The sequence below is a fragment of the Streptomyces sp. NPDC022552 genome, assembly GCF_055561875.1.
The window spans coordinates 41313-66310 of sequence record NZ_JBVHGJ010000004.1; the positions used below are offsets into that span (position 1 = coordinate 41313).

At 73.1% G+C, this 24998-nt stretch carries 19 protein-coding genes; 10 read left to right on the top strand and 9 right to left on the bottom strand.

Annotation, left to right across the window (positions count from 1 at the left end):
* Positions 1–192: 192 nt before the first annotated feature.
* Positions 193–945 carry a GntR family transcriptional regulator gene (locus ACZ3OF_RS13270; protein ID WP_467304507.1) on the top strand — a complete coding sequence of 251 codons (753 nt, stop codon included), beginning with the start codon at positions 193–195 and terminating at the stop codon, positions 943–945.
* Between the two features lie 116 nt (positions 946–1061).
* On the opposite strand, the gene ACZ3OF_RS13275 is transcribed toward ACZ3OF_RS13270, so the two are convergent.
* Positions 1062–2591: an amino acid permease gene (locus ACZ3OF_RS13275; RefSeq protein WP_361679741.1), complete on the bottom strand. Its 1530-nt coding sequence runs from the start codon at positions 2589–2591 to the stop codon at positions 1062–1064.
* A gap of 76 nt (positions 2592–2667) precedes the next feature.
* A complete protein-coding gene (locus ACZ3OF_RS13280) occupies positions 2668–3642 on the bottom strand; it encodes a hypothetical protein (RefSeq protein ID WP_361679743.1) in 975 nt (324 codons plus the stop codon).
* A gap of 298 nt (positions 3643–3940) precedes the next feature.
* On the opposite strand from ACZ3OF_RS13280, the gene ACZ3OF_RS13285 reads away from it, so the two are divergent.
* The 6 genes from ACZ3OF_RS13285 (at position 3941) to ACZ3OF_RS13310 (ending at position 9773) form a co-directional block, all read left to right on the top strand.
* A complete protein-coding gene (locus ACZ3OF_RS13285; RefSeq protein WP_467304511.1) occupies positions 3941–5392 on the top strand; it encodes an FGGY family carbohydrate kinase in 1452 nt (483 codons plus the stop codon).
* On the top strand, positions 5389–6849 hold the full coding sequence (locus ACZ3OF_RS13290) for an FAD-dependent oxidoreductase (protein WP_361679749.1): 1461 nt from the start codon (positions 5389–5391) through the stop codon (positions 6847–6849). Before ACZ3OF_RS13285 ends, ACZ3OF_RS13290 begins: the two co-directional genes overlap by 4 nt.
* Positions 6834–8075 carry an FAD-dependent oxidoreductase gene (locus tag ACZ3OF_RS13295; protein ID WP_467304513.1) on the top strand — a complete coding sequence of 414 codons (1242 nt, stop codon included), beginning with the start codon at positions 6834–6836 and terminating at the stop codon, positions 8073–8075. Before ACZ3OF_RS13290 ends, ACZ3OF_RS13295 begins: the two co-directional genes overlap by 16 nt.
* 155 nt (positions 8076–8230) lie before the next feature.
* Positions 8231–8965, top strand: coding sequence for a D-Ala-D-Ala carboxypeptidase family metallohydrolase (locus tag ACZ3OF_RS13300; RefSeq protein WP_361679755.1), 735 nt, complete (start codon positions 8231–8233; stop codon positions 8963–8965).
* 23 nt (positions 8966–8988) lie between these two features.
* Positions 8989–9471 carry an NUDIX hydrolase gene (locus ACZ3OF_RS13305; RefSeq protein ID WP_361679758.1) on the top strand — a complete coding sequence of 161 codons (483 nt, stop codon included), beginning with the start codon at positions 8989–8991 and terminating at the stop codon, positions 9469–9471.
* 56 nt (positions 9472–9527) lie between these two features.
* The gene (locus ACZ3OF_RS13310; protein ID WP_361608008.1) at positions 9528–9773 is read left to right on the top strand and encodes a hypothetical protein; all 246 of its coding nucleotides are present in this window, start codon (positions 9528–9530) and stop codon (positions 9771–9773) included.
* Between the two features lie 28 nt (positions 9774–9801).
* Here ACZ3OF_RS13310 and ACZ3OF_RS13315 read toward each other — a convergent pair whose 3' ends face one another.
* Together ACZ3OF_RS13315 and ACZ3OF_RS13320 are read right to left on the bottom strand one after the other, a co-directional pair.
* Positions 9802–11025 carry a cytochrome P450 family protein gene (locus ACZ3OF_RS13315; protein ID WP_467304517.1) on the bottom strand — a complete coding sequence of 408 codons (1224 nt, stop codon included), beginning with the start codon at positions 11023–11025 and terminating at the stop codon, positions 9802–9804.
* 85 nt (positions 11026–11110) lie between these two features.
* Complete coding sequence (locus ACZ3OF_RS13320; RefSeq protein ID WP_467304971.1) at positions 11111–13012, bottom strand: NAD-binding protein; 1902 nt, start codon at positions 13010–13012, stop codon at positions 11111–11113.
* A gap of 338 nt (positions 13013–13350) precedes the next feature.
* Here ACZ3OF_RS13320 and ACZ3OF_RS13325 point away from each other — a divergent pair, with 338 nt between their 5' ends.
* Entirely contained in the window at positions 13351–14766 is a 1416-nt protein-coding gene (locus ACZ3OF_RS13325; RefSeq protein WP_467304519.1) for a D-alanyl-D-alanine carboxypeptidase family protein, read from the top strand.
* An 88-nt stretch (positions 14767–14854) separates the two neighbouring features.
* Here the strand turns inward: ACZ3OF_RS13325 and ligA are convergent, their stop codons facing one another.
* From ligA to ACZ3OF_RS13340, 3 genes are all read right to left on the bottom strand, one after another.
* Entirely contained in the window at positions 14855–16963 is a 2109-nt protein-coding gene (gene ligA, locus ACZ3OF_RS13330) for an NAD-dependent DNA ligase LigA (RefSeq protein ID WP_467304521.1), read from the bottom strand.
* 90 nt (positions 16964–17053) lie between these two features.
* Positions 17054–17377 carry a plasmid stabilization protein gene (locus ACZ3OF_RS13335; RefSeq protein WP_361679772.1) on the bottom strand — a complete coding sequence of 108 codons (324 nt, stop codon included), beginning with the start codon at positions 17375–17377 and terminating at the stop codon, positions 17054–17056.
* A gap of 61 nt (positions 17378–17438) precedes the next feature.
* Complete coding sequence (locus tag ACZ3OF_RS13340; protein WP_467304524.1) at positions 17439–17786, bottom strand: DUF3040 domain-containing protein; 348 nt, start codon at positions 17784–17786, stop codon at positions 17439–17441.
* Between the two features lie 156 nt (positions 17787–17942).
* Here ACZ3OF_RS13340 and ACZ3OF_RS13345 point away from each other — a divergent pair, with 156 nt between their 5' ends.
* Positions 17943–20297, top strand: coding sequence for a SpoIIE family protein phosphatase (locus ACZ3OF_RS13345; RefSeq protein WP_361679778.1), 2355 nt, complete (start codon positions 17943–17945; stop codon positions 20295–20297).
* 67 nt (positions 20298–20364) lie between these two features.
* On the opposite strand, the gene ACZ3OF_RS13350 is transcribed toward ACZ3OF_RS13345, so the two are convergent.
* A complete protein-coding gene (locus ACZ3OF_RS13350; RefSeq protein ID WP_361679781.1) occupies positions 20365–23340 on the bottom strand; it encodes a hybrid sensor histidine kinase/response regulator in 2976 nt (991 codons plus the stop codon).
* A gap of 117 nt (positions 23341–23457) precedes the next feature.
* The gene (locus tag ACZ3OF_RS13355; protein ID WP_467304527.1) at positions 23458–23919 is read right to left on the bottom strand and encodes an ATP-binding protein; all 462 of its coding nucleotides are present in this window, start codon (positions 23917–23919) and stop codon (positions 23458–23460) included.
* A gap of 130 nt (positions 23920–24049) precedes the next feature.
* Between ACZ3OF_RS13355 and ACZ3OF_RS13360 the strand changes: the two genes are divergently transcribed.
* On the top strand, positions 24050–24940 hold the full coding sequence (locus tag ACZ3OF_RS13360) for a SigB/SigF/SigG family RNA polymerase sigma factor (RefSeq protein WP_361679787.1): 891 nt from the start codon (positions 24050–24052) through the stop codon (positions 24938–24940).
* The last annotated feature ends 58 nt before the right edge of the window (positions 24941–24998 follow it).

Sequence of the window (24998 nt, forward strand, 5' to 3'; positions counted from 1 at the left end):
CTCACCCGCTTCTTCCGCAGCCACTTGGGGTTGTGACTCATTACAAGGTCAGAGCGGTCCGCGCGCACCCCGGGCGGTCCCGGATTCGGCCACTCCCGTCGCCCCCTCTTCCTTAATGGTTTAGACCAATGATAGGAATTGATCACCCCCGCGAATCAGACTGTCACGCTGAGCAAAGAGAGGGGTTGGAACATGACTGAGCCCGAACCCGAACAGGATGCGGCGGTCCCGCTCTATCTGAAGGTCGCCGCCGCCCTGCGTGGCGACCTCGCCGAGCGGCGCATCGCACCCGGCACCCGCCTCCCGTCCGAGCGCTCCCTCGCGCACCGCTACCACGTCAACCGTCAGACGGTACGCAGCGCGCTCCATCTGCTGCGCGAGGAACGGCTCGTCGTCACCGACCGACGCGGCACCTTCGCCGCGGGCAGCGAACACGAGCCCCACGAACCGGCTCTGACGATACGTCGGCAGCTCTTTCCCGGCGGAGCGGACGCCGCCGACGCCCTCGTGCGCACCTCACTGATGTGGGAGGCCCCACCGGCCGGCCTTGTGGGGCGGCTCGGTCTCGTGCCGGGCGAACCGACACTCGTCCATCGGCACGTCGTGCTCTCCCCCGGCGGCACCCCGATGCAGCGGTCGGTGTCCTGGTTCTCCCGGGCCGCGCTCGCGGAGATCCCCCAACTGGCGAAGTACCGGCGGACCCGGGGTTCCAGCCTCCAGCCGGACCTGCGGCTGCTCTACCACTGGATGCACCAGGCCGGGCTCCGGCTCACCCGACGGGAGTCGATCGCCGTACCGCCCACCGCCAAGGCGGGGACCGGGGGCGGCTCGCCCCGGCTGGCCGTCCACCGGGTGGTGTGCGACCAGCACGGGCACGCGCTGGAGATCACGGACATCGACTGCGCGGCGCAGGGCGTCTCCTGGACGTACGAGTTCAGCGGCTGAGGGAGGGGACTGGATCCAACGCGTTGGATCCAACATCCGATGTCCAATATCCGCGATCCGTGAGCCGGTATCCGTGAGTCCGGATCCGGTATCCGTGAGCCGTGAGCCGGTATCCCCTAGACGATCCCCTCCGCGATCTCCGCCTCCTCGCGGGCCGTCCCGTACGCCGACGGCGTGCCGTACGAGCGCCGAGCCACGTACCACCACACGGTCGACAGCGCGAGGACGACGGCCAGGGCGATGACCGCGTAGTTCATGGAGTCGATCGTCACCGGTGACTTCTGCGGCAGGCAGAAGAGCACGGTGACGACGGCGACCCAGATCACCGCGACCCAGCCGATCGGGCGGCTCCAGCGGCCCAGGTTCCACGGGCCCGGGGTGAACCGCTCGCCCGCGCGCAGGCGGAGGTAGATGGGGATGGCGTAGGCCGGGGTGATGCCGATGACGTTGATCGCGGTGACGGCGCCGTAGGCGGTGGCGGAGTACAGCGACGGTACGGCGAGGAGCGCGGCGACGCCGACCGCGAGCCAGACCGCCGGAACGGGGGTCTGCGTACGGTGGCTGACCTTGCGCCAGAGCGTCGACCCCGGCAGGGCGTTGTCCCGGCTGAAGGCGAAGACCATACGACTGGCGGCGGCGACCTCGGCGTTGCCGCAGAAGAGCTGGGCCACGATCACCACGAGCAGCAGCGCGGCGGCGCCGCCCGAGCCGAGCGCGTCGAGGAGGATCTGGGCCGGCGGAACGCCCGTGGCGCTGTTCTGGGTGCCGGCGTAGTCCTGGATCGCGAAGGTCAGTCCGGCGAGCAGGGCGAATCCGGCGATCCAGGAGACCCAGATGGCCCGCACGATGCCCTTGGCGGCGCTGACCGAGGCGTTGGAGGTCTCCTCCGAGAGATGGGCGGAGGCGTCGTAGCCGGAGAAGGTGTACTGGGCGAGGAGCAGACCGACGGCGGCGACGTAGAAGGGGTTGGCCCAGCCGGTGTCGTTGACGAACTCGGTGAAGACGAACTCGACGGACTGGTGGCGGTCGGGGACGAACGCCAGGGCGCCGACGATGACCGCCACGCCGCCGAGGTGCCACCAGACGCTGACCGAGTTCAGCACGCTGACCAGCCGTACCCCGAAGAGGTTGAGCACGGCGTGCAGCAGCAGGATCGCGAGGAAGATCAGGAAGGTGGAACCGGCCGTGGGCACGATGCCCCACTGGAGGTTGAGGAAGGCGCCGGTGAACAGGGCGGCGCCGTAGTCGATGCCGGCGATCGCGCCGAGCAGGCCGAGGAGGTTGAGCCAGCCGGTGTACCAGCCCCAGCGCCGGCCGCCCAGCCGGTCGGCCATGTAGTAGAGCGCGCCGGAGGTCGGGTAGGCGCTGGTGACCTCGGCGAGCGCGAGTCCGACGCAGAGCACGAAGAGTCCGACGCCCGCCCAGCCCCACATCATCACGGCGGGTCCACCGGTGCCGAGGCCGAAGCCGTAGAGCGTCATGCAGCCGGAGAGGATGGAGATGACGGAGAAGCTGATGGCGAAGTTGCCGAAGCCGTCCATCCGGCGGGCGAGGACGGGCTGGTAGCCGAGCTCCCTCAGCCGGGCCGCGTCGTCGTGGGCGCCGGCGGGGGGCTTGCGTATCTCGTCGGGGACGGTGCGGGACATGCCGGTACCTCCGGGGGTAGGGGGTGAGCGGGGCCTGAGCGGGCGGGACGCCGAGGGTCGGGGCCGGCCCTGGCGGTCATGGGTCGAGACAGCGGGCGCGGGCGCGCAGGAAGACCTCGGTGGCGAGGTCCCGGTCGTCGGGGCGGTCGGTGCGGTAGGCCCAGGGGAGCACCGTGTAGTAGGGCCCGAGGGCTTCGAAGACGCGGGCGGCGTCCGTGAAGTTCTGGGCGCCGTACAGGGCGTGGGCGAGATGGTTCAGGTCGAGGAGAGAGGCCTCGGCGGTGGCGCAGAAGAGGAACCAGTGGTGCAGGGCGCGCTGGGCGTCGCGCAGGGCGTCCTCGGCGACCCAGTGCAGGTCGAGGGCGTGCTGGTGGCCGCGGTCCCGCCGGTAGCGCTCGACCCGTACGTAGAGCGGCAGTGCGTGCAGGGCGGAGCCGGTGGGGGCCGAGGCCGCCGCCCATTGGGCGTAGTTGACGGCCTCGGAGAGCGAGCCCGCGTGGCGGGCGTAGAGGAACTGCAGCATCCGGTGGTGGGCCTCGCGGTTCTGCGGGTCGCGTCTGTCGACCTCGGCGAGGAGCCCCCAGGGGCCTGGCGGGAGGAGGGGCGCGGGAGGCGTGAGCCGGTGTTCCGCCATGCGCTGCCGGTCGTCGAGTGCGGCGAGGGCGAGGAGGCAGATCCACGGGACGGGGTCGGCGGGCGCCCGTTCGGAGGCCTCGCGGCAGGCGGTCCAGGCTTCCTGCCACAGTTCGCGGGTGCGGGCGTGGCCGCCGCGGTGGGCGCGTACGGCTCGTTCGACGGCGACACGGGTGTGCATCACGGTGGCGGAGGCGCTGTCCGGCTGCTCGGTCCGCCAGGTCCGGACGACGTCGCCGGCCGCGGCGACGGTGGCGAGCACCTGGGTACGTCGCGTCCAGTCGGCCCAGCCGGACGTCTCGTCGAGTAATCGGGCCGTCGACACCCAGCGGCCGGTCCGCAGATCCTGGACGGCGTGGCGCAGGGCGTGGTCGTGGCCTGCCGGATGGTAGACGGGCCGGAAGCCGTGTCCAGCCATCAGGGGGCGGGGCGTGCGGTGGGTGACATGGGTCCTCGGTGGGTGAAGGGGGTGGTCAGTCCCCCGATGGGCTTCCCGGGCCGTTGATCGGCGATCACTATAGAGTCCGCTGGACGATCGCGATCCACTTTCGCATCTGACCGTAACTATCCGGCCACAGACCGAATATGAACATGCGTCACCTCTTTCGCCGAAGCCGACGGAGCCGTCGTGAGCCGCTTGACGGGAGGGAGCGCGTGCACCAGTCTTGCCGGTTCCGCGATCAAGGCAGCTGCCCCTCCGAGGACGGGAGTACGAGATGACGGGCCCGGTGCTCGCCGTCGACCAGGGAACCTCGGGGACCAAGGCCCTCGTCGTCTGCCCCGAGCGGGGTGTCATCGGGACCGGCTCCGCGCCCGTGCGGCCCCGCTACCTGCCCGGCGGGCTCGTCGAGGTCGATCCGACGGAGCTGTACGACTCCGTGGTCACCGCCGGACGCGCCGCGCTCACCGAGGCGGACACCCCGGTCACGGCCGTGGGCCTGGCCAACCAGGGGGAGACCGTCCTCGCCTGGGACCCGGCGACGGGCGCGCCGCTCACCGACGCCATCGTCTGGCAGGACCGCAGGACGGCAGAGCTCTGCACCGAACTCTCGGCCCATGCGGACGAGTTGAGACGGTGGACCGGACTGCCGCTCGATCCCTACTTCGCCGCTCCCAAGATGGCCTGGATCCGTCGCCGTCTCACCGGATCGGGCGTCGTCACCACGAGTGACTCCTGGCTCGTGCACCGCCTCACGGGCGAGTTCGTCACCGACGCCGCGACGGCGGGCCGGACCGGTCTGCTCGACCTCGACACGGTGTCCTGGTCCGCCCCGGCCCTCGACGTCTTCGGTCTGGGCGGCGAACGGCTCCCTCGCGTGGTCGACGCCGACACGCGCGTCGGCACGACGACCGCCTTCGGACCGCCGATCCCGCTGACCGGTCTCCTCGTGGACCAGCAGGCTGCACTCCTCGCCCAGAGCGTCACCGCCCCCGGCGCGGCCAAGTGCACGTACGGAACGGGGGCGTTCCTGCTGGCTCAGACGGGCACGACGGCGCGCCGGGGCGACTCGGGGCTCGTGAGCTGTGTGGCCTGGCGGCTCGCCGGCCGGACGAGCTACTGCCTGGACGGCCAGGTGTACACGGCGGCGTCCGCCGTCCGCTGGCTCACCGACCTCGGCGTGCTGTCGGGCGCCGGGGACCTCGACACGGTGGGCGCGACGGTGCCGGACAGCGGTGGGGTCACCTTCGTCCCGGCGCTCGCCGGCCTGGCCGCGCCCTGGTGGCGCGGCGAGGTCCGGGGCTCCCTGCACGGCCTGGGCCTGGACACCACCGGCGGGCACCTGGTGCGGGCGCTCTGCGAGGGGATCGCCGCGCAGGTCGTGGAGCTGGCCGGCGCGGCCGCCTCCGAGCTCGGCCGGCCGCTGACCTCGCTGCGCGTGGACGGTGGACTCACCCGCTCCGCGCTGCTCATGCAGACCCAGGCCGATCTTCTGCAACTCCCCGTCGAGGTATCCGCGTTGCCCGATGCCACGGCGCTCGGAGTGGGCGCGGTCGCCCGGCTCGGACTCGACCCGGGCCTCGCCGTCCACGACGCCGTACCGGAGTGGAAGCCGTCGGCCGTCTACGAGCCCGCCGTGACCGGCGCGGAGGCCGCCGAGCGCCTGGAGCGGTTCCGTACGGCCGTGGCGGCGCTCCTCGACGGCGCCGAGGGACCGTCGCCCGTATGACGGCGGAACCACGGCCCGGGACCGTCACCCGCACGGGGGCGCTGCCGGACACCTCGGCTTCCGGCGCGGCGTACGACGTCGTCGTGGTCGGCGCCGGGGTCGTCGGCTGCGCCGTGGCGCGCGAGCTGGCCCGCCGGCCGCTGCGGGTCGCGCTGGTCGATGCGTCCGGTGATGTCGGCGACGGCACCTCGAAGGCCAACACCGCGATTCTGCACACGGGTTTCGACGCCGTGCCGGGTTCGCTGGAGGCGCGGTTGGTACGGGACGGTCAGCGTCTGCTCGCCGGCTACGCGCAGGAGACCGGTATTCCGGTCGAACCGGTCGGCGCGCTGCTCGTCGCCTGGGACGAGGAGCAGCGGGCCGCGCTCCCCCGCCTCTCGGAGAAGGCAGCACGCAACGGCCACCGCACCACGCGGGTCATGGGCGCCGAGGAACTGCGCGCACGGGAAGCACACGTGGGGCCGGGAGCGCTCGGGGCGCTGGAGGTCCCGGGCGAGTCGATCATCTGCCCGTGGACGACGACGCTCGCGTACGCCACCCAGGCCGTACGCTCCGGGGTCGACCTCCATCTCGACTGCCGGGTGGAGAAGGTCGATCCGGGGCGGCGGGCCGACACTCCGCACCGGCTGGTCACACCCCGCGGGGTGCTGCGCGCCCGCTACGTCGTCAACGCGTGCGGGCTCTACGCCGACCGGTTCGACGCGCTGTTCGGCCGCGCGGACTTCACGGTGACGCCGCGGCGCGGTCAGTTGATCGTCTTCGACTCGTTCGCCCGCTCGCTCCTCCGGCACATCCTCCTTCCTGTGCCGGGCGCGCTCGGCAAGGGCGTGCTGGTCGCGCCGACGGTGTACGGGAAGGTGCTGCTCGGGCCGACGGCCGAGAACCTCGACGACCGCACGGCCACCGAGTCGACGGCGGAGGGCCTGGAGGGCCTGCTCGGCCAGGGGCGCCGCATCCTGCCCGCGCTCCTCGACGAGGAGGTCACGGCGGTCTACGCCGGGCTGAGGGCGGCCACCGAGTACGACGACTACAGGTGCGCCGCCCACCCCGGGCTGCGGTACGTCACGGCGGGCGGCATCCGGTCCACCGGTCTGACCGCTTCCCTGGCGATCGCCGCGCACATGGTCGAGCTGCTCGTGGAGAGCGGGCTCGTCCTCGGGCCGGAGCGCCCGCTCGCGCCGGTCCGGATGCCGAATCTGGGCGAGGCGTTCCCGCGTCCTTACCGGGACGCCGAACTCATCGCAGGTGACCCGGAGTTCGGATCGGTCGTCTGTCACTGCGAGCGGGTGACCCGGGGCGAGATCCGGGACGCGCTCGCCTCGACGATTCCCCCGGCGTCGCTCGACGGGCTGAGGCGCAGGACGCGTGCGCGCGGCGGCCGGTGCCAGGGGTTCTTCTGCGGCGCGACGGTCAGGTCGATGGTCGAGGAGGCGGGGCCACCGTGGTCGGAGCGGTGAACCGGGCCGTGGACGTGCTCGTGGTCGGCGCCGGGCCCGCGGGGCTGGCCGCGGCCGCGCGGCTCGCCTCGGCAGACGGTGGCCGGTACCGGATCGAGGTCCTGGAGCGCGAGCACGAGGCGGGAGGCGTGCCGCGCCACTGCGCCCACGGCGGATTCGGCCTGGTCGGCCTCGGGCGGCCGCTGGACGGCCCGGGATACGCCCGCCGGCTGGCCGTGGCGGCGGTCCGGGCCGGCGCCGCCCTCCGTACGGGCGTCTCGGCCACCGGCTGGTCGGGGCCGCTCACCCTGGAGGTCACGGCACCGACCGGCCTGGAGCGGATCACGGCGCGGGCGGTGGTGCTGACGACGGGGGCGCGCGAACGGCCGCGCAGCGCACGGCTGGTGCCCGGGACGCGCCCCGCCGGGGTGCTGACGACCGGGGAGCTCCAGCAGTCCACGCACCTGTACGGGGTGCGGCGGGAGCGGCTCGGGCGGCGTGCCGTCGTGATCGGCGCCGAGCCGGTCGCCCACCACGCGGTGCGGGCGCTCCGACGGGCGCGGGTGGACGTGGTGGCGATGGTGACCGAGCAGCCGCGGGGCCCCCGGCGGTTCGGGGCCCTCGCGCTCCCGCCGCTGCTCACGGAGACGACGGTCACCGAACTGCTGGGCCGGGGCCGGCTCGCGGGGATCGGGGTGCGGCACGCGGACGGGCGGGCGGGCACGATCCGCTGCGACACGGCCGTGTTCACGGGCGACTGGATCCCGGACCAGGAACTGGCCCGGTCCGGTGGGGTGTTGCTGGACGCCGGAACACGCGGACCGTCGGTCGACAGCGCGTTCCGTACCGCGTCGGCGGGGATCTTCGCGGCGGGCAACGTGCTGCGTGGCATCGAGTCGGCGGGTACCGCGGCGGCCGAGGGGCGCTGGGCGGCCGAGGGCGTACTGCGCTCTCTGTCGGGAGAGCCCTGGCCGGATTCCGCGGTGCCGTTGACGGCCCAGGGCCCGGTCGGGTGGGTGGCGCCGAACCGTATCCCCGGTACGGCGGCGGCCGGGCGGCCGTTCCTGCTGCGGGTCCGCGAGCCGCTGACACGTCCGCTGGTGGAGGTCGTCCAGGACGGCCGGGTGCTCCACCGCGCCCGGCTCCTGGGGACGGCGTGGCCGCACCGCTCCGTACGGCTGCCCGGCGGGTGGGCGCGCGAGGTCGACCCGGCCGGCGGACCGGTGGAGGTCCGGGTCACCGCCTGAACCGCCAGTGGCCTGGGCCACTGGCAGATGCCCCGAACCGTTGACCCCCCGGGTCACCTCACCCCATCCTCATGGTCATGTTCATGACGGACAGTTCCGACGGAGATCCCGGAGATCCCGGAGATCCCGTCTTCTTCCGACGACACGGAGGTGTCATGGTCCGGCGCACGGTCAGATCCCTGCTCGCCACGGTCCTGGTGGTGGTCGCCGCCCTCACGGGTACGGTCGCCACCTCCGGTACCGCCCACGCCGACGCCTGCTACACCTGGGGGCGCACCCTGTCCTCGGGCATGTCCGGGGCGGACGTGACGCAGTTGCAGATCCGCGTCGCCGGTTACCCCGGCTACGGCGGCGTGCTCGCCGTCGACGGCGACTACGGCCCCGCCACCAAGGCCGCCGTGACCCGCTTCCAGCAGGCCTACGGGCTCGCCGCGGACGGTGTCGCCGGTCCCGCGACCTTCTCCAAGCTGTACGCCCTCCAGGACGCGGACTGCACACCGATCCACTTCACCTACGCCGAGCTCAACAAGTGCAACGGTGACTTCTCCGGCGGCGCCGTCAGCGCGGCCACCGCCAAGTCCAACGCCCTGCGCGCCATGTGGAAGCTGGAGGCGCTGCGGCACGCCCTGGGCGACGTACCGATCTCGGTGAGCAGCGGCTTCCGCTCGCACGCCTGCAACGCGGCGGTGGGCGGGGCCTCCGACAGCCGCCATCTGTACGGCGACGGCATCGACCTGACGGGTTCCCCGTCGCTGTGCACACTGGCCAAGCAGGCGCGCAACCACGGGTTCAACGGGATCCTCGGCCCCGGCTACCCGGGTCACGGGGACCACGCGCACGTGGACACGCGCGCCTCGCGCTTCTGGTCGGCGAGCAGCTGCGGGATCTGACCCGCTCGGCCACACTGGGCCGTATGCCGGACAAGCGCAGTGCAGGGCTCCTTCTCTTCCGCGGGACGGCCGACGGCGGTTTCGAGGTGCTCATCGGCCATATGGGCGGGCCCTTCTGGTCGTCGAGGGACGTCTCGGCCTGGTCGATCCCGAAGGGCGAGTACGGCCCCGAGGAGACACCGGAGGCGGCCGCCCGCCGCGAGTTCGAGGAGGAGCTCGGCCTGCCGGCGCCGGACGGCGAGCGGATTCCGCTCGGCGAGGCGCGGCAGTCGAACGGAAAGACCGTCACGATCTGGGCGGTCGAGGCGGATCTCGACCCGACCCGGATCGTGCCGGGCACGTTCACCATGGAGTGGCCGCGCGGTTCGGGCGTGGCACGGGAGTTCCCCGAGATCGACCGGGTCGGCTGGTTCACCCCGGAGGCGGCCGCTCCGCTCCTCGTCGCGGGTCAGCGCGTCTTCCTGGATCGGCTCGCCGCATGGCGGGACGGACGACGCGAACCCTGATTGTCAGACCCGTACGAGAGGGTGGAGGTCGCCAACCTGTCGAGAGGGAGCCCGACATGACCACGATCACCGTCCGTGAGCGCGCCGCAGCCCAGGCGTACCTTCGCCTGCTCGAGTCCACGCAGGCCGTGTTGACCGATCCGCACCTCGTGCCCTACGCGGCGGCAATGCTCACCCACCCCATGGCGGAGGCCGACGAGGCGCTGCGCGCCGCGGGTCTCTCCGGCAACGAGGCGCATCTGCTGCGCCTCGTCTCGGCCCTGCGCGCCACCCCCGCGAACGACCTCGGCCGGGCGGGGTGAGGCGCGGCCGCAGGCGTCCGGGGAGGCACTACCTCAGGCGTACCGGAAGGGCGCGGACGCTGTTGCCGACGAAGCTCGCGTGCCGGGCGAGGTCCTCCTCGGGCACGGCGAGGTCCAGACCGGGGAAGCGGGTGAAGAGCGCCTTCAGCGCGATCGTCGCCTCCATACGGGCGAGCGGGGCGCCCAGGCAGTAGTGGGGGCCGTGGCCCAGGGAGAGGTGCCTGGCCGCGGCGACGCGCGTGACGTCGAAGCGGCCGGCGTCCGGGCCGTGCGCCTTCGTGTCCCGCCCGGCCGCCGAGTAGCCGGCCAGAACCGGTGTGCCCTTCGGGACGAGCGTGCCGTCGACGGTGAGGTCACGGGTGGGGTAGCGGAACGGGAAGTAGCTCACGGGGCTGTCCCAGCGCAGGGTCTCCTCGACGGCGTCGGACCAGTCGGCACGCCCCTCGGCGAGGTGGGCGAGCTGGTCGCGGTGGGCGCACAGCGCGCGGACGGCGTTGGTGACGAGGTTCAGCGTGGTCTCGTGCCCGGCGATGATCATCAGGACCAGCGTGCCGATGAGTTCCGGCTGGGAGAGCCGGTCGCCGCCGTCGTCGCGGGCGGCGATCAGCGCACTGGTGAGGTCGTCGCCGGGCCGGCGGGCCCGGTCGGCGGCGATGGCGGTGAGGACCTCAAGGAGCTCCCGGTTGGCGGCCATGGCCTCCTGGGGGCCTATGTCGGTGGCGACGACCTGGTTGGAGAGGTGGTGCAGCCGGTCCTGGTGCTCCTCGTCCACGCCGAGGAGTTCGCAGATGACACCGAGCGGCAGCGGCAGGGCGAAGTGGCGGCGCAGGTCGGCGACTCCGTCGCCCTCGCGCGCGGCCTCCTCCAGCCGGTCCAGCAGCCCGGCGGTGAGCGTCTCGATCCGCGGGCGCAGCGCCTCGACCCGGCGGGCGGTGAACGCCCTGCTGACGAGGGAGCGCAGCCGGCGGTGATCGGCGTCGTCGGCGGTGGTCATGCCCTGGACGGTGGCGAAGGTGCGCAGCGGCCAGCCGTCGGGGATGCGGCCCTCGGCGAGCGCCGAGAAGTGCTGCGCGCCCTTGGCGACCTCGGGGTGTGCGAGGAATTCGCGCAGCGCGTCGTGGCCGAGGACGGCCATGCCCTCGGCCCCACCGGGCAGGACCACGGGGGTCACGGCCCCTTGGGCGAGGAGCCCCGCGTTGGCCGCGTGGGGGCAGCCGCCGGCGGGATCGAGGCGGTGGGGCGTGGCGTTCATCGGGACACTCCTCAAGACGGGGACGGACCGAGGCGGCTCACGAGCGGTCAGATCCTACGGGGCCGGGCGGCGGACGTCGCGGGTGTCAACTCGGCCTGTGGTGGACGGAGTCGGGCCTGTCCTGGCGCGGCGGCTGGGGGTGGCGGCCGAGGAGTTCGGCGAGACCGCGGCGGGTGGTGGCGACGAGGACGCGGTCGCCGGCGGCCAGGACGCGGTCGGGCTCCAGTCGCCAGACGAGCCCCGCGCTGTGCCGGCCGAGTGGCGCCGAACCGGTCGCGAGGGCGATGACCCGCCAGGCCCCGGGGCGGAACGCCTCGGCGACCGTCCGGCCCTCCAGGAACCGGTTGTCCGCCGCCTCCACGGCCGCGAAGAGCAGCACCCGGCGTTCCACCGGGATGGCGCCCAGGATCTGGCGGCCCATCATGGCACCCGCGAACGAGGGCGCGGCCAGGTGCGAGACGCTGCGGCTGCGGGTCAGGGCCTCGGGATGGGCGGCGCGCAGCGTCCGGTAGACGGCGGTGGCGAAGTCGTCGTCGTACAGCCGCAGCGCGACCCGGAGGTCCGGCTTGACGGAACGGGCGGAGAGCGCGGCCTCCAGATTGGTGATGTCGATGCTCGTCAGCGCGAGCAGCGCGTGGGCCCGGTGGATCCGGGCGGCCTCCAGGACGCCCTCCTCGGTGACGTCGCCGATGACGGTGGGCACGCGCAGCCTGCGGGCCAGTGCGATGCCGCGCGCCTCGGGGTCGGACTCGACGCAGACCACGGGGATGTTCAGGCGGAGGAGCCGGGCGAGGACACGCGTGCCGACCTTGCCGAGGCCGAGGAGCACCACGTGACCGGAGAGTCCGCGGGGCGGGCGGCGCAGGGAGGTCGCCGTGCGGAAGGTGCCGAGGGCTTCCAGGATGCCGGCGATGAGGACGGGCATCAGGAGGAGCCCGACGAAGCCGGCGAGGATCTGCAGCACCTGCCGGCCGGTCGTCTCGTCCACGGCCGGATCGCCGATGGCGAAGATGTCGAGGAGGGTGAGGTAGGCCGCGTGCAGGGGATGGTCGCCGGTGGTGAGCGAGGAGGCGAGCGCGATCGCGCAGACGGCGGCCGCCACGCCCGCGAGCGACCAGCGCAGACGCCGGGAGAAGAGCGAGCCCACGGGCAGGGCTGAGGCGCCGAACCGCTTGGTGGACAGGGTGGGTCCGGCGTAGCTGATCGCTTCGAGGGCGACCGCGCCCCGGCCGCGGGCGGCCGCGACGGCCTGGTCGTCGGGCAGCAGCAGCGGCCCTTGGGCGCCGCTCCGCTCCGAGCCCTCCACACCCGCCGGATCGTTGGTGGTCGCCGACAGCAGGGCGAGCGTGCACAGCCCCGGGTCGGCGACCTCGCCACGGGCGGGCGGGGTGCGTTCGACGGCGTGCAGGAGCAGACCGCCGGCCTGGACTACCTTGCTGGTGCCGGCGACGGCGGTGGCCGCGAGGGCGGGCGCCGCGGTGTCCGCGTCGGAGAGCACGGTCGTGGAGCCGTCGAGCGCCTTGGGGTCGAGACCGGGCTCGGCGACGGAGGCGGCCTGGTCGAGGAGCGTCTCCAGGTGCTGGCCGAGCTTGCGGTTGTAGAGCCGGATGACCAGGCGCAGCCTCGGGTTGAGCCGGCGGGCGGCGAGCGCGCCGCGGATGTTCGTCTCGTCGTCGTCGTGGACGAGGGCGAGCGCGGCGGCCCTGTCCACTCCCGCGTCCAGCAGGACCGCCTCGTCGACTTCGGTCGTCTCGATCACCCGGACGGACCGGCCGCCCTCGGAGGTCTCTCGCTGCTCTCCCATGGGGGTGCGCGTCATGGCGGCCGTCACCCGGCCGAAGAGCCAGGCGGCGCGGCCCGGGCGGCCGGGGCTCTGCTGCGGTGCGTCGCTCCGGGCGGGGACGAGCAGGGTGATCCTCTCCCCGTAGACGTCGTGGAGCTCACCGGCGAGCCGGTGGGCGAGCACGTCGTCCCCGCAGACGATCATGTGGCCGGACGGGGCCGGTCGCGGCTGCCGATCGGACCGGGACGCGGGCGCGCCGAAGGGCGCCCCCGGGGGATCCGCGAGGGGCGGCCGGGGCGAGGGCTCCGGCGGAACGGGCGTGCTCTGGTACGGAAGTGAGGACACGTCACCAGCATGCCTTGTGCGTACGACAGCCCGGCCGTCGCCCACGGCGCACGGGGCCCGGGGGCCCCGGGCCACGTGCGCCAGGGCCACGCCCTCACCCCGCTCCTTCCGGCCGACACCGCCCGAATGCCACCGTCCGTACGCCGGTCGGCGCACTTCGATCTGCGAGTACCGCGCCTGCTTCTTACGGTGGCTGAATGATCGTCATGTCAGCTGTCCGTCATGCGGCCGCCGGTGCCGCGGCGCTGCTGCTCGCGCTGCCCGCCCCGGCGGCCACGGCATCCACCGTCACCGAACCCACGCCCCCTGTCGAACGTTTCATCGATCCCGCCCGGCTGTACCGCACGGGCACACAGGTCCAGCCCCTCGCGGACGGGCCGGACGCACCGGACTCGGTCTCCGCGCTGTCCTGGGTGGTGGCGGACGCCTCCACGGGCGAGATCCTGGCAGCCCGCAACGCGCATCGGCGGCTGCCTCCGGCGAGCACGCTCAAGACGCTGTTCGCCGTCACCGCGCTCCCGCGCATGGACCACGAGGAGCACCACACCGTCTCCGAGTCGGAGCTGGAGGGGATCGGCAGCGGGAGCAGCATGGTCGGCGTCCAGGCCGGATACACGTACAAGGTGTCCGACCTGTGGAACGGCGTCTTCCTCAGCTCCGGGAACGACGCGGTGCGGGTGCTCGCGGCGATGAACGGCGGCTGGGAGTCCATGTCCCGTCAGATGCAGGAGAAAGCCCGAGCACTGGGGGCGCGCGACACACGGGTCGTCTCCCCCGACGGGTACGACGCGCCGGGCCAGGTGTCCTCCGCCTACGACCTGGCGCTCTTCGGGCGGGCCGGGCTGCAGGACCCGGCTTTCGTACGGTACTGCTCCACCCGGTACGCGGACTTCCCCTCGGGGGACTGGTCGTACGGCATCCGCAACACCAACCGGCTGCTGACCGGGGACAACGGGGTGGACCGCTATCCCGGGCTGATCGGTGTGAAGAACGGCTACACCAGCGGCGCGGGCAACACGCTGATCGCGGCGGCGCGGCAGGGCTCGCGGACGCTGGTGGTGTCGGTGATGAACCCGCAGTCGGGCGGCGGGTTCGCGGTGTACGAGGAGGCGCGGACGCTGCTCGACTGGGGCTTCGACGCGGCGGGCGAGGTCCAGCCGGTGGGCTCACTGGCTCCCGCGTCGGGAGGCGACGCGGCGAACAACCGGTCGGAGACGAAACCGGTGACGAAACCGGTGACGAAGCCGGTGAAGAAGCCGGTGAAGAAGTCCGGCGAGAAGCCCGCCGGGCAGCCCACGGGGAAGTCCGCGGGAAGCCCGGGCGAGAAGCCCGCTGGTGAACCCGGCAAGAAGCCCGCTTCTCAGGCGGGTCCCGAGGCCGGTCCCGGGGCGGGTCGGTCCGCCACCGAGGGGCGGCCGGGCGCGGCGGTGTCCAAGGACGTGGCGGCGCTGAGCGGGCCCAAGGTCGTGTCCCGGGAGGACGTGCCCTCCCGTCCCTGGGCGGGCCTTCCGCTGGCCCTGGTGGGGGCGTCGCTCGGCGCCGCGCTCTCCCTCTGGGTGTGGCGGCGCCGGTCGACCGGGCGGGGCGACGGGGGCTGTGACGGGGGCCTGTGACGGCCGGTCGTGCGGCGCTTCCGGAGACAGGGCCCCTCGCCACAGGCCCCGCCGAACGCCGCACGACCGGCGCCCCGCCGCGCGTGCGTCAGGCCGGCAGGAAGTCGCCGAGCAGCACGGCGAACTCCTCCGGGTCCATCAGACGGATGCCCAGCTCCTCGGCCTTGGCCCGCTTGGACCCGGCCTTCTCCCCCGCGACGACCAGCCCGGTGCGCTTGGAGACGCTGGAAGAGGCCCGGCCCCCGGCGCGCTCGATGAGTTCGTTCATCTGATTGCGGCTCAGCGCCTCGAGCGGCCCGCTCATGGCGCCGGTGACGACCACCGCCAGGCCGGCGAGCGGACCCGCCGCCGCATCGGAGCCCGTGCCGGGGGCGTCGGGGGCTTCGGTGTCCGCGGTGGTGCCGGGCGGGGGCGGCGGGGTCGCTCCGGGCTCGGTCATGTTGACCCCGGCGGCGACCAGCTTGTCCACGACCGCGCCCAGCTCGGCCAGCTCGGCGACGATGACCGGCGCCTTCTCCGTCCCGATCCCCTCCACCTGTCGCATCGCGTCCGCGTCGGCCGCCCGGACCGCGTCCATGGTGGCGAAGTGACGGGCTATCCGGCGGGACATGGAGCGGCCCGTGCCCCGGATGCCGAGGGCGCACAGGACGCGGGCGAGCGGACGTGTACGGGCGGTGGCGAGCGCTGCGAGCAGGTTGTCCGTGCTCGTCCCGCCCATCCGCTCCAGGCCGAGCAGCTGCTCGCGGGTGAGGGTGAAGAGGTCGGCCACGTCGGCGACCAGTCCGGCGTCCACGAGCTGGACGATCCGGGTTCCGCCGAGGCCCTCGATGTCGAGCTGGTCGCGGCCGACGGCGTACGAGAGGGAGGCGACGAGGTGACAGTTCCGCCCCCGGGCGCACCGCCAGCGCTGCTCGCTCCGGTCGATCTCCGAGCCGCACTGCGGGCACGCCTCGGGGAAGTCGATGGGCTGCTCCTCGCCGGTCCGCAGATGGGCGACGGGCGCCTCGACCCGGGGGATGATGTCGCCCGCCTTGTAGACCATGACCTGGTCGCCGAGCCGCAGGTCGCGGCGCGTGATGTCGGAGGGGTTGTGCAGCGTGGCGTACGTGACGGTGCTGCCGTCGATGTCCACCGGCTCCAGGACGGCGCGCGGCGCGATGATGCCCGTGCGGCCGACGTTCCACTCGACGGAGAGAAGTCGGGTGACCTTCTCGACGGCGGGCAGCTTGTAGGCGATCGCCCAGCGGGGCGCCCGGGATCCCTCGCCCGCCGCGCGGCGGTCGGCGGCGAGGTCCGCCTTGACGACGATCCCGTCGATCCCGAAGGGCAGCTCCGCCCGGAGGGCCGCTATCTCGTCCACCCGGGCGAGGACCTCCGCCACGCCGGTCACCATCCGGCCGGGGACGGCGGTGGCGCCCGAGGTGTGCAGGCCGAGGGTGACGGCCCGGGCGAGCAGCTCGCTGTGGGCCGTCTCGTCGAGTCCGGCCGAGCTCTCCGCCCCCTGCCCGGGCTCGTCCAGCGGCAGCATGTCGTACGCGAAGAACGTCATCTCGACGCGGTACGGACGGTCCTTGGCGCGCAGGGTGCCCGCAGCCGCGTTGCGCGGGTTGGCGAAGGGCTCGCCGCCGTGGGCGACCCGTACCGGGTTGGCGGCCTCGAACTGTTCGGTGGTCATCAGCACTTCGCCGCGGATCTCGACCGTGACGGGCTCGGTGAGCCGCTCCGGGAGTCCGACGATCGTCCCGACGGCGTGCGACACGTCCTCCCCGGCCGTGCCGTCGCCCCGGGTGATGAGCCGCGTGAGCCGGCCCTGTTCGTAGCGCGCGGCGATCGCGAGGCCGTCGAGCTTGGGCTCGACGCTCCACCGCTCGACGCTCCGGCCGATCCTGCGCTCCAGTGAGGCCGCCCAGGCGGTGAACTGCTCGGCGGAGAAGACGTTGTCCAGCGACAGCATCGGCCGGGTGTGCGGCACGTCGCCGACGGCCGCACCACCGGCGACCTTGCCCGTCGGGGAGTCGCTCCGCACCTGGTCCGGGTGGTCGGCCTCCCAGGCCGCTATCGCCCGGGCGAGGTGGTCGTACGCGTCGTCGTCGAGCGGGGACGTGCCGCCCGCGTAGTAGGCGGCAGCGGCTTGCTGGGCGTCCTCGACCGCACGCGCGTACGCGGCGGCATCGGCGAGAACCGGAGTCGTCGTCATGTGTCCATCGTGCCGGTCACCACTGACAACGGGTCCTCCGGCAACGGTCCTCGCCGACGACAACGGCCCTCGCCGACCTCCTGGCCGGTGTCAGTGGCCGAGGGAACGCTTCAGTTCGGCCTTGTTCATCGACGAGCGGCCGTGGATGTTGCGGCGCTGCGCCTCGGCGTAGAGCTGGTCGTACGTCGGCCCCCCGGAGCCGCTGTGCGAGCGCTGTCCGCCCCGCTTCGAGGACGACATGTCCTGCGTCGAGCTCTTGCTCGCCGTCTCCGACTCGCCGGAGCGGGCGCGTTCCTTGTTGACCGTCCTCGCGGCGATCTCCTTGGCGCGCTTCTTGCTCTCGCCCCTGTCGAGGGCGCTCTCCTTGATGTGCTCGTACTGCCGTTCCCGCTTGGGGCTCGATCCGCGCGGCATGACGTGCTCCTCTCCGATGCGGGGCGTGGATGTGGGGACGTGGGGCGGGCGAACGGCGGCGTCAGGGCGGCCAGGACCTCGGCTTCAGCCGTCGGGACCAGCGGACGACGAGGCGCAGCAGGCCGGACAGGGTGATCACCCATACGGCCGCGAAGGCCCAGATCAGGGCGGGCTCGGCGGTCCCGACCGCGAGCACGAGCAGGACGAGGGCCAGGCCGCCCAGCACCGTGACGGCCATCGCCTCGCGGCGACCGCCGGGACCCGGGCCAGGCCGCTTCCGCGCCCGGTGGCCCGCAGGCTCCGCGCCCATCGTGCGGAATCCGCGCTCCAGCGGCGCGTCCTCGCCGAGCGTCTCCTCGATCTCGGCCAGGACGCGTTGCTCGCGCGGCGAGAGACGGGCTTCCTCCATCGCCGGACACCTCCCATCCGAGCGCCGAATCCGTTCCGCGGGGCGCGTACCCGCGACCGGAGGTTCGGACACACCCCGCAATCACGCATAACGGTAGAATCCAGATCGAATACGAGTATCTACGGACATTCGCATGGTGGAGGGACGGCAGGAGTCGTGACGACGTCTGCGGAGGGGCCCGAGGGGCCCGGCCCCGCCGGCCTCTCGGCCGAGAACAGGCGACTGCGCGCCGAACTCACCCGCCGCCATCTGATCGATCTGGCGACCGGTGTCCTCGCGGCCCAGCTGGGCGCCTCCCCCGCCGACGCGGCGGAGCACCTGGCCGCCCTGTCCCGCGCCACGGGGCTCGGCGTCGAGGACCTGTCCGCCGACATCGTCAACGGCGTCGCCGGAACGTCCGGCGAGGGGCCGGCCGCCTCCGCCGCATCGTCCTCCGCCTCCACGGCGTCCTCTTCCACGTCGTCCTCCTCCTCTCGTCCCTCCCCTCCCTCGACTGCCGCACGGGTGGAGCCCGCCCCGCCCCCTCCCGTCGTCTTCAGCACCCCGGACGAGCGGCGGGCGCGGCGAGCGGCCAGCGCGGCCGAGACGCTGGACACCGTCGGCGAGGCGGCGCACGCCCTGCTCGAAGGCGGACTCGCCCCGCTCGGCGCGGAGAGTCTGTGGCTCTGGCGCCGGGACGCGTGGGACTGCCTGCGCCTCGCCGGACACGCCGGTGTCGGTGCGGCGGAGGCGGCGGCCTGGCAGTGGATCCCCCCTGCGGCCCCGCCCGCGTTCCGCTCCGTCCTCGCCGACGGCGAACCCGTCTGGCTGGACGCCGGCCCGGAGGTCGCCGAGGTGCTGCCGGGCCCCGCACCACGCGCCGGACGGGCGGTCCTGCCGCTCCGGCTGCGCGGCGCGACGGTCGGCCTGGCGCTGGCCGCCTGGCCGGGCCCCACGACGTTCGACGAGCCCCTGAGAAGGGCCCTGGTGGGCCTCATCGACGTGGCGGGCACCGTGCTCGACGCGACGGACTCGTCCCCTTCGGGCGCTCCGGCGCTCGTGGACGTCCTGGACGCGCTCACCCATCCGGCGATGCTGCTGCGGGTGGGCCTGCCCGCGTCGCCTCCCACGGTCGAGCATCTCAACGAGTCCGCCGTCGCGGCTCTCGGGGGCGCGCACCCGTCCGAGGACCGGTCCCTGACGCTCGCCCTCCCCCGGGTCCACGCCGACATCGCCCATCTGGCGCGGCGTGCCCACCGGACGGCGCGCACCCAGCGGGTGGCACGGCTCCCGGCGTCGGCGACCCCCGGGCAGGGCGACGACGCGCCGCTGCTCGACGTACGGGTCCTGCCGGCCGGGGAAGAGCGGGTGGTGTTGTTGTGGCACGCCGTCACCGATCCCTGGCTCGCCTCCGAGCGCGCGGTGTCCCGGCTGCAGAGCGTGGCGCTGTTCCAGGACAGCCTGACCGGCGGTGACACGGTGTGGTCGGAGCAGGCGTACGCCGTCCTCGGCCGGGGCCGTGAGGAGCCTCCCGTGCCCCTGCTCGGGCTGCGCGGTCTGGTGCACCCGGAGGACGGGGAGGCGCTGACCGATCTGCTCAGGGTGCTCACCGAGCGGCGCACCGGGGCGCAGGCGGTGCTGCGGATCGTCGCCGGCGACCGGGCCGTGCGCCATGTCCGGGTGGCGGCGGAGCCGTTGCTCGACGGCGGGACGGTCACGGGGTTCGCGGGGGTGTACCAGGACGTGTCCGCGAGCCGCCGCACCGAGGCGGCGCTGACCGCGACGTTCGACCAGCTGACGGCCGTACGGACCCGGGCCGAACTGCGGCACCAGATGGCGCAGCAGCTCCAGCAGGCGATCGTGCCCGAGGTCCCCGATCTCCAGGAGTTCTCCGGTCTCGTGGTCGCGGCCCGGTACCGGCCCGCGGCCGCGGAGTACCGGGTGGGCGGCGACTGGTACGACGTCCAGCCGCTGCCCAGCGGCAAGGTCCTCGTGGCGGTCGGGGACGTGGCCGGGCACGGCATCGACTCGGTGACCGGGATGGTGGCGCTGCACAACGCCCAGCGGGGGCTGGCCATCACCGGAGAGTCGCCACGGCGGTTGATGGGGTGGCTCAACGAGATGACGCTGCGCACGAGCGGGCACCCCACGGCGACGGCGGTGTGCGCGCTGTACGACCCGGCGGACCGGGAGCTGGTCTGGGCGAGCGCGGGGCACCTGCCGCTGCTGCTCGTGCGCGACGGCGCGGCGCGGCTGATCGACCCGCCGCAGGACGTCCTGCTGGGCGCGGTGCCCTCGTACGCGTACGAGGAACGGCGCACCGCGCTGCGACCGGGCGACACACTGCTGCTGTTCACGGACGGGCTGATCGAACGCCGCCACGACGGCCTCGACGACGGGCTCGCGCGCCTCGCGGCGCAGGCGGAACTGGTCAGCGGCTACTCACCGGACGAACAGGTGGAGCGCCTGCTCGACGTCGCCGACGGCGACACGGACGACGACACGAGCCTCGTCGCCGTGCTCGTACGCTGACGAGGGCACCGGGCGGGTCCACGACTCGGAGCCGGTCGCTCCGAGGCCACGCGACGTCGCTTCCGTGTCATTTCGTCGGTGCGGTCAGCCACTGGCGGACCTTGTCCATGAGTTCGTCGGCGTCCACGGGCTTCGCCACGTAGTCGCTGGCGCCCGCGGCGAGGGCCCGGGCGCGGTCGCCCGGCATGGCCTTGGCGGTGACGGCGATGACGGGAAGCTCGCCGCGGCCCGGGAGACGGCGGATCGCCTCGGTCGTGGCGTAGCCGTCCATGCCCGCCATCATCACGTCCATCAGGACGAGTTCGACCTCGTCGTGCCGCTCCAGGAGGTCGAGGCCCGCCCCGCCGCTGTCGGCCTGGAGCACCTGCACGCCGTGGCGTTCGAGCACCTCCGTGAGCGCGTAGACGTTGCGCACGTCGTCGTCGACCACGAGGACGGTACGGCCGGCGGTCCTGGAGTCCTGGGAGCCGGTGGGGGTCCCGGGGGATCCGGCGTCCGCGGCCCGGCCCGCGGCGGTGCCGGCCGCGGCGGCCCGCGCCCCCGCCGGGGCGGGCCGTGGGGCGGGCAGATAGAACGTGAACCGGCTGCCCTTGCCGGGGGTCGAGTGGACGTCGATCTCTCCGCCCAGCAGCCCGGCCACCTCGCGGCTGATGGAGAGCCCGAGCCCGGTACCGCCGTAGCGGCGGGCGGTCGTCCCGTCACCCTGCTGGAACGCGCCGAAGATCCCTTCGAGGCGCTCGGCGGGGATGCCGACGCCGGTGTCGCTGACGCGGAAGGCGAGCACGGGCCCGCTGTCCCGGAGCGCGACGGGCGGTTCGTCGTCGCCCGCGTACTCGATGCTGAACTCCACCCCGCCCTCGTCGGTGAACTTCAGCGCGTTGGAGAGCAGGTTGCGCAGGATCTGCCGCAACCGCGACTCGTCGGTGGTGAGTTCCTCCGGTACGTCCGAGGAGACGGTGATCGAGAAGGTCAGCGCGCGCTCGTCGGCCACCGGCCCGAACGTCGCCTCCAGATACTCCAGGAGCTGGTGCAGGGCGAACCGTTCGGGGCGCATGTCCATCTTGCCCGCCTCGACCTTGGACAGGTCGAGGATGTCGTTGATCAGCTGGAGCAGGTCGGATCCCGCGGAGTGGATGACCTCGGCGTAGTCGACCTGCTTCTCCGTCAGGTTCCCCTCCGGGTTCTGCGCCAGCAACCGGGCCAGGATCAGCAGGCTGTTGAGCGGTGTGCGCAGTTCGTGGCTCATGTTGGCGAGGAACTCGGACTTGTACATGGACGTCCGGGAGAGTTGATGGGCGCGCGCCTCCAGTTCCTGCCGGGCCTGTTCGATCACGAGGTTCTTGGACTCGATGTCCTTGTTGCGTTCGGCGAGCAGCGCCGCCTTCTCCTTCAGTTCGGCATTGGAGTCCTGGAGTTCCTGCTGCCGGGCCTGCAACTCCTGCGACCGGGAGCGCAGCTCGTCGGTGAGGCGCTGGGACTGGCCGAGGAGTTCGTCGGTACGGAGGTTGGCCACGAGCGAGCTGACGACGGCGCCCGCGGTGTCGACGAACTGGTCGAGGAAGTCGCGGTGGATGTCCGTGAAGGGCCGCAGGGAGGCGAGTTCGACGGCGCCGAGTACCTGGTCCTCGACGACGATCGGCAGGATGATCAGCATGGCCGGTTCGCCGGAACCGGCCGCCGACGCGATCGTGGCGTAGCCGGCGGGCACTCCTTCGACGACGAGGGTGCGCCGGTCGCTGGCGGCCTGGCCGACGAGGGACTGGCCCAGGCGGAAGCGGCGGGCAGGGGCGTCGGGTTCGTCGGACGCTCCGTAGGAGGCGGTCACGACGAGTTCGGTGCCGCGGTCGTCCTGCCGGGCGAGGAAGAACGCGCCGTACTGGGCGGAGACCAGGGGCGGCACCTCGGTCATGATGAGTTCGGCGACGTCCGGCAGGCTGCGGGTGCCCTGCATCAGGGCGGCGATACGGGCGATGTTGGTCTTGAGCCAGTCCTGTTCCTCGTTGGCTCGGGTGGTGACGCGCAGCGATTCGACCATCGCGTTGATGTTGTCCCGCAGGTCGCCGACCTCGCCGGGGGCGTCGACGGCGATGGAGCGGGTGAGGTCGCCCTCGGCGACGGCGCTGGTGACCTCGGCGATGGCGCGGACCTGCCGGGTCAGGTTGCCAGCGAGTCCGTTGACGCTCTCGGTGAGGCGCTTCCAGGTGCCGGAGACTCCCTCGACCTCGGCCTGGCCGCCGAGCTTGCCCTCCGTGCCGACCTCGCGGGCCACCCGGGTGACCTCGGCGGCGAAGGAGGAGAGCTGGTCGACCATGGTGTTGATCGTGGTCTTCAGCTCCAGGATCTCGCCGCGCGCCGCGACGTCGATCCGGCTGGTGAGGTCGCCCTGGGCGACGGCCGTGGTCACCTGGGCGATGTTGCGGACCTGGTTGGTCAGGTTGTCCGCCATCGAGTTGACGTTGTCCGTGAGGTCCTTCCAGGTGCCGGAGACGCCGTGGACGGTGGCCTGGCCGCCGAGCTTGCCCTCCGTACCGACCTCGCGGGCCACCCGGGTGACCTCCTCGGCGAAGGAGGACAGCCGGTCCACCATCGTGTTGATGGTCTCCTTCAGCTCCAGGATCTCGCCGCGGGCGTCGACCCGGATCTTCCGGGTGAGGTCGCCCTGGGCGACGGCCGTGGCGACCTGGGCGATCGACCGGACCTGGGAGGTCAGGTTGTCCGCCATCGTGTTCACGCCCGAGGTCAGGTCGCGCCAGACGCCGCTCACCCGCAGCTCGCGGGCCCGGCCGCCGAGCAGGCCCTGTCCGCCCACCTCGCTGGCGACCCGGGTGACCTCGGAGGTGACCAGGGAGAGCCGGTCGACCATGTCGTTGTAGACGGCCGCGATCTCGCCGAGGATGCCTCCGGAGGACTCCGGCAACCGGACGGCGAGGTCACCGTCGCGTACGGCGGTGAGCCCGGCCAGAAGCTCGCCGAGCCCGTCCTCACCGAGTCGGTAGGCGGGCGCGTGCGGATCGGGGTGGTGCGACCGGGGGGAACTCTCCATCGCGGACCTCACGCTCCACGGGGGGGGTACGAGAGCGGTACGGACGCGGTTAGCCTGCCTCGGAACCTGGTACGAGTACCGGGCGCAGCCGTCGCGACACCGTTCCGCTCCTCCACTCTAGGCACCGCGCGCGGGGTCGGCAGCGTCGGTGACCGCCACCTCGAACCAGACCGCCTTGCCCTCGCCGCGCGGTACCGAGCCCCACCCTGCGGAGAGCCGTTCGAGCAGGTAGAGCCCGTGTCCCGAGGCCCGGCTCGCCCGGTGCGGACCGTGCGGCCGGGGACGTACGGGGCTGGTGTCGCTGACCTGGACCCACAGCCGGCCGCCGGTGCGGTCGAGACGGAGCTCGTACGGCGCTCCCCCGTGCGCGTACGCGTTGGCGACGACCTCCGAGACGAGCAGCATGATGTCGTCCACGGCGACGTTCCCCACGACGGCCGAGGTGCCGAACCACTCCTGGAGCGCCCGCCGCGTGAGGTCACGGCATTCCCCGACCACGCCCGGGCCGTCTCCCAGCGCGAAAAGCCGGGACCGGTCCGCCGCGCGGGCCGTTCCGTCAGCACTCGGTGCACTCGTCATACGTCTCCGCTTCCCGGACATTCGGTGTCAAACCGCCAGGAAAGGGAATGATTCTCTGTGGACGCTCGAACGACGGAGCCCGCCGCACCGGCGGCACAGGCTCACCCCGCACCCCGTCGAGGGAGCCCTCATGTCCACCCCCCGTAAGCCCCCCGTCACGACCGGCACCCGGGTCGACGATGTCTCGGCCGTGCGCGAGCGCGCTCTGGACGGTCTGCCCGAGATCGACCGGCCCACCGAGGTGAGCACGAGCGACGCGCAGACGCTCTCGACCGTCCTCTTCACCCGCCTGGAGGCTCTGGACGAGGGCACGCCGGAGCACGCGTACGTGCGGAACACCCTGATCGAGCTGAACCTCAGCCTGGTGAAGTTCGCCGCCCGCCGCTTCCGGAACCGGGCCGAGCCGATGGAGGACATCGTCCAGGTCGGCACGATCGGCCTGATCAAGGCGATCGACCGGTTCGAGGTCGGCAGGGACGTGGAGTTCTCGGCGTTCGCGCTCCCCACGATCGTGGGCGAGATGAAGCGTTTCTTCAGGGACACCAGCTGGGCCGTCCAGGTGCCGCGCCGGCTCCAGGAGCTGCGCATCGAGCTGGCGAAGGCCGTCGACGTGCTGGAGCAGCGGCTCGGCCGGCGCCCGACCCGGGCGGAGCTCGCCGAGCATCTGCGGATCGGTGAGGAGAGCGTGGCCGAGGGCGAGCAGGCCTCGAACGGCTATGTCGCCCGGTCGCTCGACACGCCGACCGGGGACGACGAGTCGGCCGTCACGGCGGGGGCGCGGCGGCTGGGCGAGGAGGAGCGGGCCTTCGAGCTGATCGACGCGCTGGAGTCGCTCAAGCCGCTGATCGCGGGGCTGGAGGAGCGCGACCGCCGGATCCTCGCGCTGCGGTTCGGCGAGGAGCTGACGCAGGCGGAGATCGGCGATCGGCTCGGCCTCTCGCAGATGCACATCTCGCGTCTTCTGGCCCGCATTTTGGACGAGCTCCGGACGGGCCTCCTGGAGGACCCGATCGACCACTAGGCGGCACCGACCACTAGGTGGCGCCGAGCCACCGTGCCGCCCGCCGGCCCCGCGGGGG